At 72.0% G+C, this 14301-nt stretch carries 10 protein-coding genes; all 10 read right to left on the bottom strand.

Annotated features, from left to right (window positions below; translation table 11 throughout):
• Nucleotides 1-291: 291 nt before the first annotated feature.
• The 10 genes from NIE111_RS25785 to NIE111_RS25740 all read right to left on the bottom strand — a co-directional run bounded on the left by NIE111_RS25785 (nt 292) and on the right by NIE111_RS25740 (nt 13866).
• Nucleotides 292-2397, bottom strand: a complete 2106-nt coding sequence (locus NIE111_RS25785; RefSeq protein ID WP_238686911.1) for a ThuA domain-containing protein — start codon at nt 2395-2397, stop codon at nt 292-294.
• Nucleotides 2398-2472: 75 nt separating this feature from the next.
• A complete protein-coding gene (locus NIE111_RS25780; protein ID WP_238686910.1) occupies nt 2473-5328 on the bottom strand; it encodes a PQQ-dependent sugar dehydrogenase in 2856 nt (951 codons plus the stop codon).
• Between the two features lie 219 nt (nt 5329-5547).
• Nucleotides 5548-6615 (bottom strand): polyprenyl synthetase family protein, encoded by a 1068-nt coding sequence (locus NIE111_RS25775; RefSeq protein WP_238686909.1) that lies wholly within the window; start codon nt 6613-6615, stop codon nt 5548-5550.
• Nucleotides 6612-8027 carry an alkaline phosphatase family protein gene (locus tag NIE111_RS25770; RefSeq protein ID WP_238686908.1) on the bottom strand — a complete coding sequence of 472 codons (1416 nt, stop codon included), beginning with the start codon at nt 8025-8027 and terminating at the stop codon, nt 6612-6614. Before NIE111_RS25770 ends, NIE111_RS25775 begins: the two co-directional genes overlap by 4 nt.
• Nucleotides 8024-9223: a metabolite traffic protein EboE gene (gene eboE / locus NIE111_RS25765; protein ID WP_238686907.1), complete on the bottom strand. Its 1200-nt coding sequence runs from the start codon at nt 9221-9223 to the stop codon at nt 8024-8026. Before eboE ends, NIE111_RS25770 begins: the two co-directional genes overlap by 4 nt.
• Nucleotides 9223-10080, bottom strand: coding sequence for a TatD family hydrolase (locus tag NIE111_RS25760; RefSeq protein ID WP_238686906.1), 858 nt, complete (start codon nt 10078-10080; stop codon nt 9223-9225). Before NIE111_RS25760 ends, eboE begins: the two co-directional genes overlap by 1 nt.
• Nucleotides 10081-10689 carry an EboA domain-containing protein gene (locus NIE111_RS25755; protein ID WP_238686905.1) on the bottom strand — a complete coding sequence of 203 codons (609 nt, stop codon included), beginning with the start codon at nt 10687-10689 and terminating at the stop codon, nt 10081-10083.
• Nucleotides 10690-10746: 57 nt separating this feature from the next.
• Nucleotides 10747-11760, bottom strand: a complete 1014-nt coding sequence (locus tag NIE111_RS25750; protein ID WP_238686904.1) for a sugar phosphate isomerase/epimerase family protein — start codon at nt 11758-11760, stop codon at nt 10747-10749.
• Nucleotides 11757-12716: an SCO3242 family prenyltransferase gene (locus NIE111_RS25745; protein WP_238686903.1), complete on the bottom strand. Its 960-nt coding sequence runs from the start codon at nt 12714-12716 to the stop codon at nt 11757-11759. Before NIE111_RS25745 ends, NIE111_RS25750 begins: the two co-directional genes overlap by 4 nt.
• A complete protein-coding gene (locus NIE111_RS25740; RefSeq protein WP_238686902.1) occupies nt 12700-13866 on the bottom strand; it encodes an inositol-3-phosphate synthase in 1167 nt (388 codons plus the stop codon). Before NIE111_RS25740 ends, NIE111_RS25745 begins: the two co-directional genes overlap by 17 nt.
• Between the last annotated feature and the right edge of the window lie 435 nt (nt 13867-14301).

The raw sequence follows: 14301 nt of genomic DNA, 5'->3' as shown, positions 1-14301 counted from the left end.
CGAGTGCCCCGGCGGCGGCGCGGAGCCCAGCCCTCTACCGGGGCTCGGCCTCCCCGACAACCCCGCATGCGGCGTCCGGCGGGATGGCGACCCGGCGGACGAAGCGGTACGAGCGTGATGCCTCTGAGTCATCGAGATGAATCAGAGGCATCACGCTCGTTGGAGACACCGCTCGGCGCGCTTCGACGATGCGACCGGTCGGCGGGGGACGTCGACCGGGCACGTCGGCGGTCAGGCCGGCTGGGCCGGAGGGGCCGACGACGTGAGCCGCGGCCCCTCCGGGTCAGTCGGTCAGGGCAGGGTCCACTTCTGGTTGGCCGCGTTGAGGCAGGTCCAGAGGTGCACGATGGTGCTGTCGGCGGAGTTGTTGCCGGAGACGTCCAGGCACTTGCCCGACGACGTGTTGCGCAGGGTGCCGTCGGACGCGGCAGCCCAGTTCTGCGCGCCGCTGCCGTTGCAGGTCCAGAGCTGGATCTTGGTGCCGTCGGCGGTGCCGCTGCCGGAGACGTCCAGGCACTTGCCGAGCGCCTTGATCGTCGAGTTCGGCGTCACGGTCCAGGTCTGCGCCGTGCTGCCGTTGCAGGTGTAGAGCTGGATCTGGGTGCCGTCGGCGGTGGCGGCGTTGCGCACGTCCAGGCACTTGCCGGCGAGACCCTTGATCGGGCCGACACCGGTGCCGCCGCCGCCCTTCACCAGGGTGAAGTCGTCCAGGTCGAAGAGCCCCGTGCCGCTACCGGTGAAGGTGAGGTAGAGGTTCTGGGTACTGGACGGGACGTTGGACAGCGCCGTGGAGACGTTGGCGTAGGTCGTCCAACTGCCGGTGTTGGGCACCGCGACAGTGCCGAGCACCGGGCCGGTGGCCGAACCGGTACGCACCTGGATGGCGCCACCCGCGCCGCCGGAGACGACCCGGGCCGTGAACGACGTGACCCCGGCCAGGTTGACCCCGTTGTACGCGGCCCAGTCACCCGGGTCGATGTAGCCGACGGTCTGCCCACCGTTGGCACCCGCCTTGGTGAACGCGGAGACACCGTTGGCCGAGCTGAACGCCTCGGCCTGGATCGTGCCGGTGGGCGGCGGCGTGGTGCCCAGCTCCTTGATCCGGATGTTGCGGAAGGAGGCGTCGTCACCGGTGCCGTGGTTCTGGATGCCGATGTGACCGGCCAGCGAGCGGACCGGGTTGGTGTTGGTGAAGTCGTTGATCTTCACCCCGTTGAGGAAGATCTGCAGCCGCTCGCCCTCGACCAGCAGCTCGTACGTGTTCCACTCCCCCGCCGCGTTCAGCGCCGCGTCACGGGCGGCGATGTCGGCGGACTTGTAGGTGTAGACCGCGCCGGTGGTGCGGTCGGCCGCGTCGGTGGCGTCGATCTGGATCTCGTACCCGTTGTCGACCGCCGACCACGGGTCACTCGACGGTGGGAACCCGATGAAGATGCCGGAGTTGTCGTCACCGGCCAGCTTCCAGTCCATCTTCAGCGAGTAGTTGGTGAACTGCTTGGCGTTGTACCAGTACAGCCCCATGCCGCCGACCGAGGTCAGAGTGGCGTCGGTGTTGGTGAAGCTGCCCGGGCCGGCCTGTGACCAACCGGCCGTCGAGCCGTTGAACAGCGGGGTGTAGCCGGTCTCGGGCCGGCAGTCGGCCTTGCTCCGCCCCGAGGCGTACCGGATGCCGCCGAGCAGGTGGTTCCGGAACCCCGCCTCCGCGTACGACGCCTGGGTGTGCCCCGCGCCGGTGTAGAAGGACCGGCCGCCGCTGTAGCTCTTGCACCAGCTCAGCGGGTGGTCGGCGCCCATCCCGCCGCCGGAGTACGACGACTCGTCGAGGGTGGCCAGCACGTGGGCGCTCGACCGGGCGTTGGTGCGGTAGTTGTACCACTCGTCGGTGCGGGTCCAGGTCTGCGGCAGGTGAGCGGTGGCCGCGTGGCCGCGGTCCTCCACCTTCATGTTGGCCTGCTGGATCGCGGGGTGCGAGGCGAACCACGCCCCCACGAGGTTGCCGTAGAACGGCCAGTCGTACTCGGTGTCGGCTGCGGCGTGCACACCCACGTATCCGCGGCCGGAGCCGATGTACGACTCGAAGGCGGTCTGCTGGCTGGCGTTGAGCACGTCGCCGGTGGTGTTGAGGAAGACGACCGCCTCGTACTGGTTGAGGTTGCTCGTGGTGAACGCGGCGGCGTCCTCGGTCGCGGTGACTGTGAAGTTGTTCCCCGCGCCCAGGTCGCGGATGGTCTGGATGCCGACCGGGATCGCGTCGTGCCGGAAACCAGCGGTCTTGGAGAAGACCAGCACGTCGTACGGGGCGTCGGCGGCGCTGGCCGGGGTGGCCGGGGTGGTGCAGGCGATGACGGCGAGTGCGGCCATGGCCGCACCGAGGACGGGTCGCAGGCGTCTGCGCATATCGCTCTCCTAATTGCGGTTAGGAGGGGCCCCTCGCCTCACACTAGGCGTTGTCGAGGGGCCCCTCCCGCCAGCTCAGGGCAGGGTCCACTTTTGGTTGGCGGCGGCGGTGCAGGTCCAGAGGTGGACCACCGTGCTGTCAGCGGAGCTGTTGGCGGAGACGTCCAGGCACTTGCCCGACGACGTGTTGCGAAGCGTGCCGTCGGCCTGGGCGGCCCAGTTCTGCGCGGCGGTCCCGTTGCAGGTCCAGAGCTGGATCTTGGTGCCGTCGGCGGTGGCGCCGCCGGACACGTCAAGGCACTTGCCCAACGACTTGATCGTGGAGTTGGGGGTGACCGCCCAGGTCTGCGCGGCACTGCCGTTGCAGGTGTAGATCTGGATCTGCGTGCCGTCGGCGGTGGCGGCGTTGCGCACGTCCAGGCACTTGCCGCCGAGGCCCTTGATCGCCCCGGCCCCACCGGCCGGGGGCGTCCCGGTGACGAAGGTGAAGGCGTCCAGGTCGTAGAGCGCCCCGGTGCCCGACCCGGCGAAGGTCAGGTAGAGCGTCGTCGTGCCGGTCGGCGGGTTGCTGATCGTCCCGGTGACAGTGGTGAAGGTTTCCCAGCCGCCGGTCACCGGGACCGTGGCCGAGCCGAGCACGGTGCCGGTGGCCGAGCCGGCCCGGACCTGGAGGGTGCCACCGGCGCCCGCCGAGGAGACCCGGGCGTTGAACGAGGTCACGTTGCCCAGCCGGTACGGCTGGAACGCGATCCAGTCGCCGTTGTTGATGTCGCCGACGGTCTTGCCACCCTCGGCCGGGGTCTTGCTGAACACGTTGACCCCCGACGAGGTGCCGTAGAACTCGGCCTGGCGGTGCCGCGGCGGCAGCGTGTGCTGGGTGTGCGTGGTCAGCCCACCGGCGTCGGTGTACTCGGCGTCGAAGATCGCGAAGATGTTCGCCGCGTCGTCGTGCTCACCGTCGACCGGGATGGTGATCGAGCCCGAGCAGCCGGTCTTCGAGGTGATCTGGTGCCCGTGCTGGTCGTGGCCGAGCACGTAGGTCATCTTGACCTTCGTGCAGTCGATGGTGCCGTCCTCCGGGTCGGTCACGGTGATGCTGTATGCCACCGTGTCACCGAAGCCGAACAGCTGACCGTTGCCCGGGTTGTTGATCGTGACGGTGGGCGCGGTGTTGCCGACGCTGATCTGCACGCTGCTGCTGCCGGTGGCGCCCTGCGGGTCGCGCACCGTCAGCGTGGCGGTGTAGGTGCCGTTGGCGCTGTAGGTCTTCGTCGGGTTGGCGGCGGTCGAGGTGGTCCCGTCACCGAACGCCCACGCGTAGGTCAACGCGCCGCCCTCGGGGTCGGTCGAGCCGGCCGAGGAGAACGTCACAGCGAGCGGAGCCGCGCCGGAGGTGCGGTTGGCGCTGGCCTTCGCGGTGGGCGCCCGGTTTCCGCCGCCGACGTAGTCGAAGCGGTAGAGCGCCGAGTTGGCGTCACCGTTGAAGTAGCCGGTGCCGTAGTCGAGCACGTAGTACGCGCCGTCCGGGCCGAACGCCGAGTCCATCACCTGCTTGCCGACCCAGGGGAAGGTGTCGATGGTGCCCCGGGAGCCGTCGGAGTTGACGTGGATCGGCTTGATCCAGCCCCGGCCGAACTCGGTGGCGAAGAACTGCCCGTCGAACGACTGCGGGAACTTGGTGGTGGAGGTCGACGAGGCGTTGTACCGGTAGACCGGGCCGCCCATCGGCGACTCCGAGCCGCCGCCGAACTCGGTCGGGGTGCCGGCGTCGCCGGCGTACCGGATCCAGGCCGGCTGGGCCGGCGGCAGGGTGGTCCGGCCGGTGTTGCGGAACGAGTTGTTTGTCGGCCCGCCGGTGCAGTTGTACTTCGCGCCGCTGGCGCTGGTCGCGAAGTCGAACTCGTTGTACGTCTCGGTGCTGGTGTTGGTGCCGGTGCAGTACGGCCAGCCATAGTTGCCCGGTGCCGCGACCCGGTTGAACTCCACCTGGCCGGACGGCCCGCGGGTGGAGCTGGTGGAGCCGGCGTCCGGCCCGTAGTCACCGACGTAGACCACGCCGGTGGCCTTGTCCACGCTGATCCGGAACGGGTTGCGGAACCCCATCGCGTAGATCTCCGGCCGGGTCTGGGCCGTGCCGGGGGCGAACAGGTTGCCCGACGGGATGGAGTACGTGCCGTTGGCGTTCACCTTGATCCGCAGGATCTTGCCGCGCAGGTCGTTGGTGTTGCCGGCGCTGCGCTGCGCGTCGTACGCGGGGTTGCGGTTGGTCCGCTCGTCCAGCGGCGAGTAGCCCGACGACTCGAACGGGTTGGTGTCGTCGCCGGTGGACAGGTAGAGGTTGCCGGCGGCGTCGAAGTCGATGTCGCCACCGACGTGGCAACACACACCCCGGCTGGCCGGGACGTCGAGCACGTCGACCTTGCTGGACTGGTTGAGCGTGAAGTCCGAGTTGAGGGTGAACCGGGAGAGCCGGTTGACGCCGTTCCAGGCCGAGAAGTCGGTGCCGGTGGCCGGCGCGTCGCCGCCGGGGGTGGAGAGCGGCGGGGCGTAGTAGAGGTAGATGTAGCGGTTGCTGGCGAAGCCCGGGTCGATCCCGACGCCCTGCAACCCCTCCTCGTCGTGCTGGTAGACCGACACGGTGCCGATCACTGAGGTGGTGCCGTTGGCGTCGGTGCGGCGCAGGGTGCCGTTGCGGGCGGTGTGCAGGACCGAGCGGTCCGGGAGCACCGCCAGCGACATCGGCTCACCCATGTCGGTCACGCCGCGAGCCAGCTCGACCTGTTGGAAGTCGCTGGCGACGATCGTGTGTGCCTGGGCGGGGGCCGAGCCGGCGGCGAAGGTGACCGTGCCGGCGGCGACCGCCAGCAGCAGCGCGGATCCGGCGGAGAACCATCGTCGGGACCGTTGTCTGGGAGCGTCCTTCATGGACATTTGTGCTGTCCCTTCCTGACGTGTGACTGCCAGGCCGGGCGCGCGCCGTCGCGCCGGATGCCGTAGCGGTGGTGGGGGGGTCGATGGGTTACCGCGCCGCCGGTTCACCTCGACGAAACATTGTCGTGTTGGTCACGACACTAAGTCGCACGTGTCGATGTGTCCATACCTTCCGGCGGTTCAGCATCAACTTTTGTCGATTTGATCGAAAGTCGCCGGTCAGGCGCGTCGGTCGATCGTCTGCCCGGCCAGCGCAACCAGGGCCGCGCGGGCCTCGTCGGCCACCACGGCGTTCTGTAGGGCGGACAGCGCGGCCTCGGTCCGGACCCGGATCATCTGCTCGATCCGCTCCCGCGCGCCGGTCGCCTCGATGATGTCGCGCAGCTCCGCCGCGCCCTCGGCGTCCAACGCCGGGTTGCCGAACAGCTCCCGCAGCCGGATGGTCTGCGGCCGGTCGGCGGCGCTGCGGGCCAGCGCCATCATGACAGTGGGCTTGCCCTCACGCAGGTCGTCCAGGACCGACTTACCGGTGACCGCCGGGTCACCGAACACGCCCAGGACATCGTCGCGGAGCTGGAACGCGTCACCCAGCGGGTCACCGAACTCGCCCAACGCGGCGATCAGCTCCGGCCCCGCGCCGGCCAGGGCAGCACCGATCTGCAACGGCCGGGTGACCGTGTACCGGGCGGCCTTCATCCGGATCACTGTGAGCGCGCTGGCCACCGAGCCGTCACCCACACCCGAGACCAGATCCAGGTACTCCCCCGCGATCACCTCGGTACGCATCAGCGCGAACACGCCGTACCCCCGGTGCACCTGCTCGGTGCTCAGCCCGCACTCGTGGAACATCTGATCCGACCAGGCCGCGCAGAGGTCCCCGCAGAGCAGGGCGGTGTTGCGGCCGTACGCCTCGGGGTCACCGCGCCACGACGAGCGGGCGTGCAGGTCGGCGAAGAGCCGGTGCACCGACGGCTCACCCCGACGGCGGTCGCTGCCGTCCAGGATGTCGTCGTGGATCAGGGCGAACGCGTGGAACAGCTCCAGGGCCGCCGCCGCCACCACGATCGGGGTGCCGTCGGCCGCCCCCGCGCCGCGCCAACCCCAGTAGCAGAACAGCGGTCGTAGCCGTTTGCCACCGGCCAGCACGAACCGTTGCAGCGCGGTGAACACGCCGCGCGGGGCCCCGTCCGGCCAGTCCGGGCCCTGCCGGCTGAGAAACCCGGCCAGCTCCGCGTCGAAGCGCGCCCGCAGCTCGCTGGCGTCGGTGGGCGCGACGGTGACCGTCATGAGCCCTCCCCCGACCCGCCGGCACCGCCGGGGCTCAGCCCGGCCAGCTCCAGCAGCAGCGCCTTGACCTCGGTCGCCGCGATCTTGTCCCGGGCCGCGGTCGGGTCGGAGCAGAGCAGCACCGGGCCGTCCGCCGGGTCGTCCGGCAGCCGCCCGTGCGAGCCCCGCACCGCCCGCGCGCCGGAATCGAGGCCGACAGCGCTCATCAGGTACCGCATGCCGAGCTTCTTGCGGGCCAGGGCGACGCCGGCTCGGGCCTTCGCGGCACCGGGGTTGGCCGGGTCGAAGAACAGCTCCGCCGGGTCGTAGCCCGGCTTCCGGTGAATTTCCACGAGCCTGGCGAAGTCCGGTGCCTGGGCGTCGTCCAGCCAGTAGTAGTAGGTGAACCAGGCGTCCGGCTCGGCCACCAGCACCAGCTCACCGGCGCGCGGATGGTCCAGCCCGTGTGCCGCCTTGCCCTCGGCGTCGAGCACCTCGGCCACCCCGGGCAGACCCGCGCAGAGCTTCGCCACCGCCGGCACGTCGGCCGGATCCTTGACGTAGACGTGCGCGATCTGGTGGTCGGCGACAGCGAACGCCTTCGACGTCCACGGGTCGAGGTACTCCATGCCCGCCTGGGTGTGTACCCGCAACAGGCCCTCGGCGCGCAGCAACCGGTTGACGTCCACCGGGCGGGACACGTCGGTGATGCCGTACTCCGACAACACCACCACTGTGGCGTCCCGGGCCCGGGCGGCGTCCAGGAGCGGACCGAGCACCGTGTCCAACTCGGCCGCCGCCGCGGCGGCCTCGGCCGACGAGGGACCGAAGCGTTGCAGGTCGTAGTCCAGGTGCGGAACGTAGACAAGGGTCAGGTCCGGTGACACGTCGGCGAGGATCTGCTCGGCCGCCTGGCAGATCCACCGCGACGACGGCAACCCGGCGGTCGGCCCCCAGTAGGTGAAGAGCGGGAAGGTGCCCAGCCGCCCGGTGAGCGCGTCGTGCAGCTCCGGCGGGTCGGTGTAGCAGTCCGGTTCCTTGCGCCCGTCGGCGTAGTAGACCGGGCGGGGCGTCACCGTCCAGTTGACGTCGGCGCCCATGGCGTACCACCAGCAGACGTTGGCCACCGTGTAACCGGGTTCGGCCCGACGGGCGGCCTGCCAGAGCTTGTCCCCGCCGACCAGCGCGTTGTGCTGCCGCCACAGCAGCACCTCGCCCAGCTCCCGGAAATACCACCCGTTGCCGACGATCCCGTGCCCGCTGGGCTGCTCGCCGGTGAGGAAGGTGGACTGCACCGAGCAGGTGACGGCGGGCAGCACCGTGCCCAGCTCGGCCCGGAAGCCGCCGTCGGCCACCCCGCGCAGTCGAGGCATGTGCGCCAGTAGTCGGGGCGTCAACCCCACCACGTCGAGGACCACCAGTCGCCGACTCATCGCGTCACTCCCATGCTCACGGATCGTTCTGCGGTCAGGCCGAGGCCGACCAGTTCGTCCCGGGCGAAGGCCAGCTCCGCGGCGATGCCGGCGGCCAGCTCCGCGTCGGTGCCGGGCCGTCGTGCGGCCGGCAGCACCCCCCAGGTGTACGTCTCGACGTCGAGGTGGTCGCAGCCGGCGGCCGGGCCGTCGAAGAGCGCTCTCAGGGCCGCGCGGAGCACCGGCAGGGTCGAGCCGAGCGGCTCCTCGGGTGGGGCGTGCAGTGGCACGTGGTAGTGCACCCGCCACGGGCCCGGCAACGCCCGCTCCAGCGCCTCGTCCAGGTCGTCGGCCGCACACGTCGGGTCGGCCGGGTCGGCCAGACCGGCGCAACCGGCGCCCCGGGTCTGGTGCAGGAAGCGCGGCTCCACCCAGCGGCGCAACGCCTCAGCCCCGCCCTCCGGGTCGGCGGCCTCGACAGCGGCCGAGACCTGCACCTTCACCACCGGCAGCCCGGCCGCCCGCAGTCGTTGCAGCGCTTCGGCCGGCTCCTCCCAGGCGCAGGCCAGGTGGGCCAGGTCGAGGCAGACACCCAGCCGGTCGGTGTCCATCCCGGACAGCAGCTCAGCCGCCTGACCGGTGCTCTCCACCACACAGCCGGGCTCCGGCTCGAAGGCGATCCGCACCTCACGGCCGGTGTCCCGCTGCACGTCGGCCAGGCCGGCGGCCAGCTGGTCCAAGCGGCGTCGGGCCGTGTCGGCCCGGCCGGCGTCCCACGGATGACGCCAGGCCAGCGGCAGCGTGGAGATCGAACCTCGGGCGGCGTCGTCGGGCAGCAGGTCGGCGAGCACCCGGGCCAGGTTGAGGGTGTAGGTCAGGCGCTGCTCGGTGGTCCAGTCCGGGTGGTACACGTCCTGCTTGACCACCGGGGCCTGGAAGGCCGCGTACGGGAAGCCGTTGAGGGTGACCACCTCCAGGCCGCGCGCGTCCAGCTCGGTGCGCAACCGGCGGCGTAGCGCCGGGTCGGCGGCCAGCTCGGCGGCGACCGGGGCGGCCAGCCACAGCCCGAGCCCGAGCAGGTCGCTGCCGAGCGTCTCGCGGACCGGCACCGCGTAGGTGTCCAGTTGACCGAGGATGCCGGCCAGGTCCTCGGCCGGGTGCACGTTGGTGCAGTAGCCCAGGTGGACGGTCTCACCGCCGGCATGTCGCAGCCGCATCAGCTACCGCCGCGCAGGATCGAGTTTCCGGTCTGCGGGTCCACGGCGGCGGCCGTCTCCAGGTCGCTGAGGTCGAGTCGCCCCGACTGCCCGTAGAACTCCACCGGGTTTCGCCACAGCACCGTGTCGACGTCGTCGTCGCTGAAGCCGGCCGCGAGCATCGCCTCGCCGGTGGCTCGGGTCAGCAGCGGGTCGGAGCGCCCCCAGTCGGCTGCCGAGTTGACCAGCATCCGTTCCGTGCCGTACTCCCGCAGCAACTCCACCATCCGCTGCGGGGTCATCTTGGTGTCCGGGTAGATGGAGAAACCCAGCCAGCAGCCGCTGTCGCGGACCAGCTTCACTGTCACCTCGTTGAGGTGGTCGACGACCACCCGGCCAGCGTCGATGCCGGACTCGGCGACCACGGCGAGGGTCCGCTCGCAGCCGCGCGCCTTGTCCCGGTGCGGAGTGTGCACCAGCGCCGGCAGGTCGTACGCCACAGCGAGCGCGAGCTGCGCCGCGAACGCCTCGTCCTCCTCGGGCGTCATCGAGTCGTACCCGATCTCGCCGACCGCCACCACCGCGTCCTTGTCCAGGTAGCGGGGCAGCAGGTCGAGGACCGGCCGGCAGCGCGGGTCGTTGGCCTCCTTGGGGTTCAGCGCGATGGTGGCGAAGTGGCGCACCCCGAACTGCCCGGCCCGGAACGGCTCCCAACCGATCAACGAGTCGAAGTAGTCGGTGAACGAGGCGGCGCTGGTGCGGGGCTGGCCCAGCCAGAACGCCGGCTCGACCACGGCGCGCACCCCAGCGGCGGCCATCCGTTCGTAGTCGTCGGTGGTGCGTGAGGTCATGTGGATGTGGGGGTCGAAGATGCGCATTCACGCCTCCCGGGGCAGTGCGGCGGTGAGCCGGTGGAGCAGGTCGTTGGCGTCGGCGGGCAACTCCCGGCCGGCGGCGTGCCGTTCGGCGGCCAGCGCGGCCAGCATCGCGGTCAGCTCGCCGTCGGCCCGGGTGTCCAGGTCGGCCACGGTGGCCAGCGGGACCCCGCTGAACACGCACTTGAGCACCGCCTGCCGCCAGGCGGCCTGGTCGAGGTGCCGGGCGTACGGGCCGAGCGCGGCGGCGACCAGCCGGGTGTCGTTGGTCCGGATCGCGTCGTGCAGCAACGCAACCCCGTCGGCGCCGATCGGCAGCAGCGGCAGGGCGCGCAGCACCGCTCGTCGCTCGGCCGCGTCACCGTGTTGGTAGAGGCGCTCGGCGTACGTCGCGTGCTCGCCGGGCAGGCTGGTGAGCAGCAGCACCCGGGCCGCGTCGTCGGCGGTCCAGCCGGGGGCGTCGGGCAGCGCGGCCCGACCGCAGCGTCGGCCGACGGCGGGAAAGAGCCGGGTGATCGCGGTGGGCTCGGTGCTGAGCCGGCGCAGGGCCGTGTCCAGCCATTCGGGATCGGGTACGCCTCCCAGCGCGGCCCGTAGTGAATCCGGTGTCATCCCGTCTCCTCCCTTGTGCTGCTCCCCGGTGCCCCGTCGCCACCCTTTGCTCTGCACCTACATATGCACCGGGGCCTCTTCGGCGGGTGTCGCCTCGGCGGGTGTCGCCTCGGCGGGTGTCGCCTCGGCGGGTGTCGCCTCGGCGGGTGTCGCCTCGGCGGGTGCAGAGCAAAGGGTGCGGGCAGGGTCGTGTTCGGTGGCCGCGGCGGCACGCAGGAACTCGATCGACCGGGCCGCCACGGCGGGTGCGGCGTGCGAGTCGCGGGGCAACTCGACGGCGACCAGGCCGCGGTAGCCGGCGTCGCGCAGCGCGGCCAGCACCGGCGGGAAGTCGATCTCGCCGACGCCGAACTCCAGGTGCTCGTGCACGCCTCGGCGCATGTCGTCTATCTGCACGTTGACCAGGCGGTCGGCCACCTCGGCGACGCACTGCGGCACCGGCCAGGGCTCCAGGCACCGGCAGTGGCCGATGTCGAGGGTGATGCCGAACCGGGCCGGATTGTCGAGCGCGGCGTACAGCCGACGCCAGTCGGCGATGTCCTGCACCAGCATGCCCGGCTCCGGTTCGAAGCCGAGTGTGACGCCAGCGGTGTCGGCCGCGTCGACCACCGTGGCGCAGCCGGCCACCAGCCGGTCCCAGGCGCACTGCTGTGACACCGCCTCGGGTCGAACACCGGCCCAGAACGAGACCGCCTCCGCGCCCAGGTCGGCGCCGATCCGCACGGCCCGGCGTAGGAACTCGATCCGCCGGGTCGGGTCGTCGTGCAGCAACGTCGGTGCGTGCTTCTGCCACGGGTCGAGCAGGTAGCGGGCGCCGGTCTCGATGACCACCGCCAGGCCCAGCGACTCCAACCGTCGACCGACGGCGGCGACCCGGCGGGTGAGCCCGGGCGCGAACGGGTCCAGGTGGTCGTGGTCCAGGGTGAGCGCCACCCCGTCGTAGCCGAGGTCGGCGATGACGGCGAGCGCGTCGTCGAGGCGGTGGTTGGCGAAGCCGTTCGTGCCGTACCCGAGGCGCAGCGTGGTGGCGTCGGCGGCCGACGCACCGGGCCGGGGCTCGGGGACGCTCATGTCGGGGAGACCTTCCGGGCCAGCCGTCGACCCAGCGGCGCGGCCGCCGCGACGGCCACCCCGAGCAGACCCGCTCCACCCCGTGCGGTGAGAGCGCCCTGGAGGGCCGGCAACCCGGTGATCCCGGCGCCGACGGCAGCGCGGACCCGCCCGGCCGACGGGTCCCGGACGACCTCGGCCTGGGCCGCGCCGTACCGGGCGGCGTACCAGCCGGCCAGCACTGCGGGCAGCACCGCCGCGATGGTGGCCGACCGGCTGCGACCCGCGCGCGCACCGGTCTCGTCGACGGTGTCGGCCCGGTCGGTGGCCCCGGCCTGGTTCGTCGTGCGGAGGGCCGCGCGTCGGGCGCCCGGCACGGCGACGGCGGCACTGACGGCGACCAACGCGGTGCCGGCGAGGGTCCGCATCGGCAGGGTGGCGTCGGCGCCGGTGACCTCCCGGCGGGACAGCGCGGTGACCGTCCAGGTGTGCGCGGCGACGGTGGCCGCCGCCGGCAACGCCCGGGTCATCCGGCCGCCGGACGCGCCGAGCAGCACGTCCAACCCTCGGCAGGCGGCCATCACGGCCGGGCCGGCCGCGGTGTTCTTGGCCAGCAGGTCGTACCCCCAGATGGTGGCGGCCAGCGGCACGGCCAGCGCGACGGCGCGGCGACCGCCCGCGGCGGCGGCCAGGCCCACGCCAGCGGCCGTGAGGCCCGCCGCGAGACCGACAGCGGCGGCCGGGGTGACCCGCCCGCTCGGAATCGGCCGCTCGGGCCGCTCCTCGGCGTCCAGACGCCGGTCGGCCCAGTCGTTGGCGGCCATGCCGGCCCAGTAGAGCAGCACCGAAGCGCCGGCCAGGGCGGGGGTACGCGGGCTCAACGCCCCGGCCGCCGCGGCCCCGGCGATCACGTCACCGGGCACCGAGAGCGCGGCCGGGGCCCGGACCAGCTCGGCCAGATCAGCCAACGTTGTCATGGTCACCGTCTCCGCCGTCGTTCAGTTGCCGGGTGAAGGCGGTCAGCCGGGCCCACTGCTCGCCCAGCGAGTGGGTGGGTGTGCCCAGCGGGTCCTTGAAGAAGAAGCCCAGGTCGGCCAGCGGCCCCACCTGCCCGGCGGCGTGTGCGGCGGCGGTGAGTCGGGCCAGGTCGAGGACCAGCGGCGCGGCCAGCGCCGAGTCACAGCCGTGCCAGGTGAACTCCATCCGCATGCCGGTGCCGAGGAACCCGCTGAAGGTGATCAGATCCCAGGCGGTCTTGAAGTCGCCCAGCTCCTCGACGTACTCGATGCGGGTGCCGCCCTGCGGGACGTAGCCCAGCGTCTCGCCGAGCACCCGCTGCTTGCTCTGCACCTTGGCCGCGTTCGCGGCCGGGTCGGCGAGGGTGGCGCCGTCGCCACCGCCGAGCAGGTTGACCCCGGACCAGGAGCCCACGGCCAGGTTGCGCATCGCGAACATCGGCGCGAGCACCGACTTGACCAGGGTTTCCCCGGTCTTGCCGTCGTGCCCGGCGTACGGCAGTCGGGCCTCCTCGGCCAGCGCGGCCAGCGCCGGCAGCCGCAGCCCGGTGGACGGGGTGAAGTCGACGTACGGGCAGCCGGCGAGCACTGCGGCGTACGCGTAGAGGGAGCTGACCGGCAGCACCTCGTCCGGGCCGTCGAGGGCGGCGCGTAGCGCGGCCGGGTCGGCGTGCGCGGGGTGCGGGTCAGGGGCCGGCTCGGTGGCGGACACGTTGACCACCACCACCCGGTCCAGGTCGTGCCGCTCGCGGAAGCTGGTCAGGTCGCGGACCACGGCCTCGGCCCGGTCTGCCTGGGTGTCACCGACCGGCGCGGGGCGCAGTTCCTGCTCGACCACGCCCAGCTCGTCGCGGAGCGCGGCGACCAGTCGCCAGGGGATGACACCGGCGTCGGCGAGGGCCTCGGCGCGCTTGCACAGCGGAGTGGTGGCCAGGTCGTGTCCGCCGAAGACCAGATCGGCGAAGGCCGGCAGGGCCGGGCCGCGTAGCTCGGGAAGCTCGGTGACGCAGCCGGTCGGCCCGGCCAGGCCGGCCCGCAGCGCGAGCGCCCCGACGATGCTGGTGGTCGCGACGGAACCGCGCGCTCCTACCAGCCAGACACCTGTTCGCATGGTGCTCCTTCCCCATTCACGAGGAACCGTCGGTACCGCTAAATATAGGAATATCAGAATATGTTTCGGAAAGATACGGCCCAGTTTCGGAAAGTTTCGGGCCGGGTGGATGGGCCCCGTCCGCTCGCCCCACACCGGAACAGCACCGGCTTCCGACGTCGGCGTCGGCGGCGACGACGCCGGACCGGATCCCGGCAGGTGCGAGCAGACGGGGCTGGTAGGCAGGGTCGGGTCGGCGTCTCGACCCTGCCTCCCCCGCATCCGGCCGGTCGGGGCATGGGCATGCCCCGGCCGGGCGTCTCAGGCCGCCGCGACGGGCGGTGCTATCAGGTGCTCCGGAACTTTCCCGGTGGTGGCGGTCCTCCGGTGCGGCCGGGGAATCCCGGTCCGGTCGCACCGGACGACCGTCCTGCTCGTGCGCCACCGGGCCGTGAG

The organism is Micromonospora hortensis, from assembly GCF_022230935.1.
Classification (GTDB): domain Bacteria; phylum Actinomycetota; class Actinomycetes; order Mycobacteriales; family Micromonosporaceae; genus Micromonospora; species Micromonospora hortensis.
Note: the sequence above shows the minus strand (reverse complement) of the source record. Positions and strands in the feature narration are given on the sequence as shown.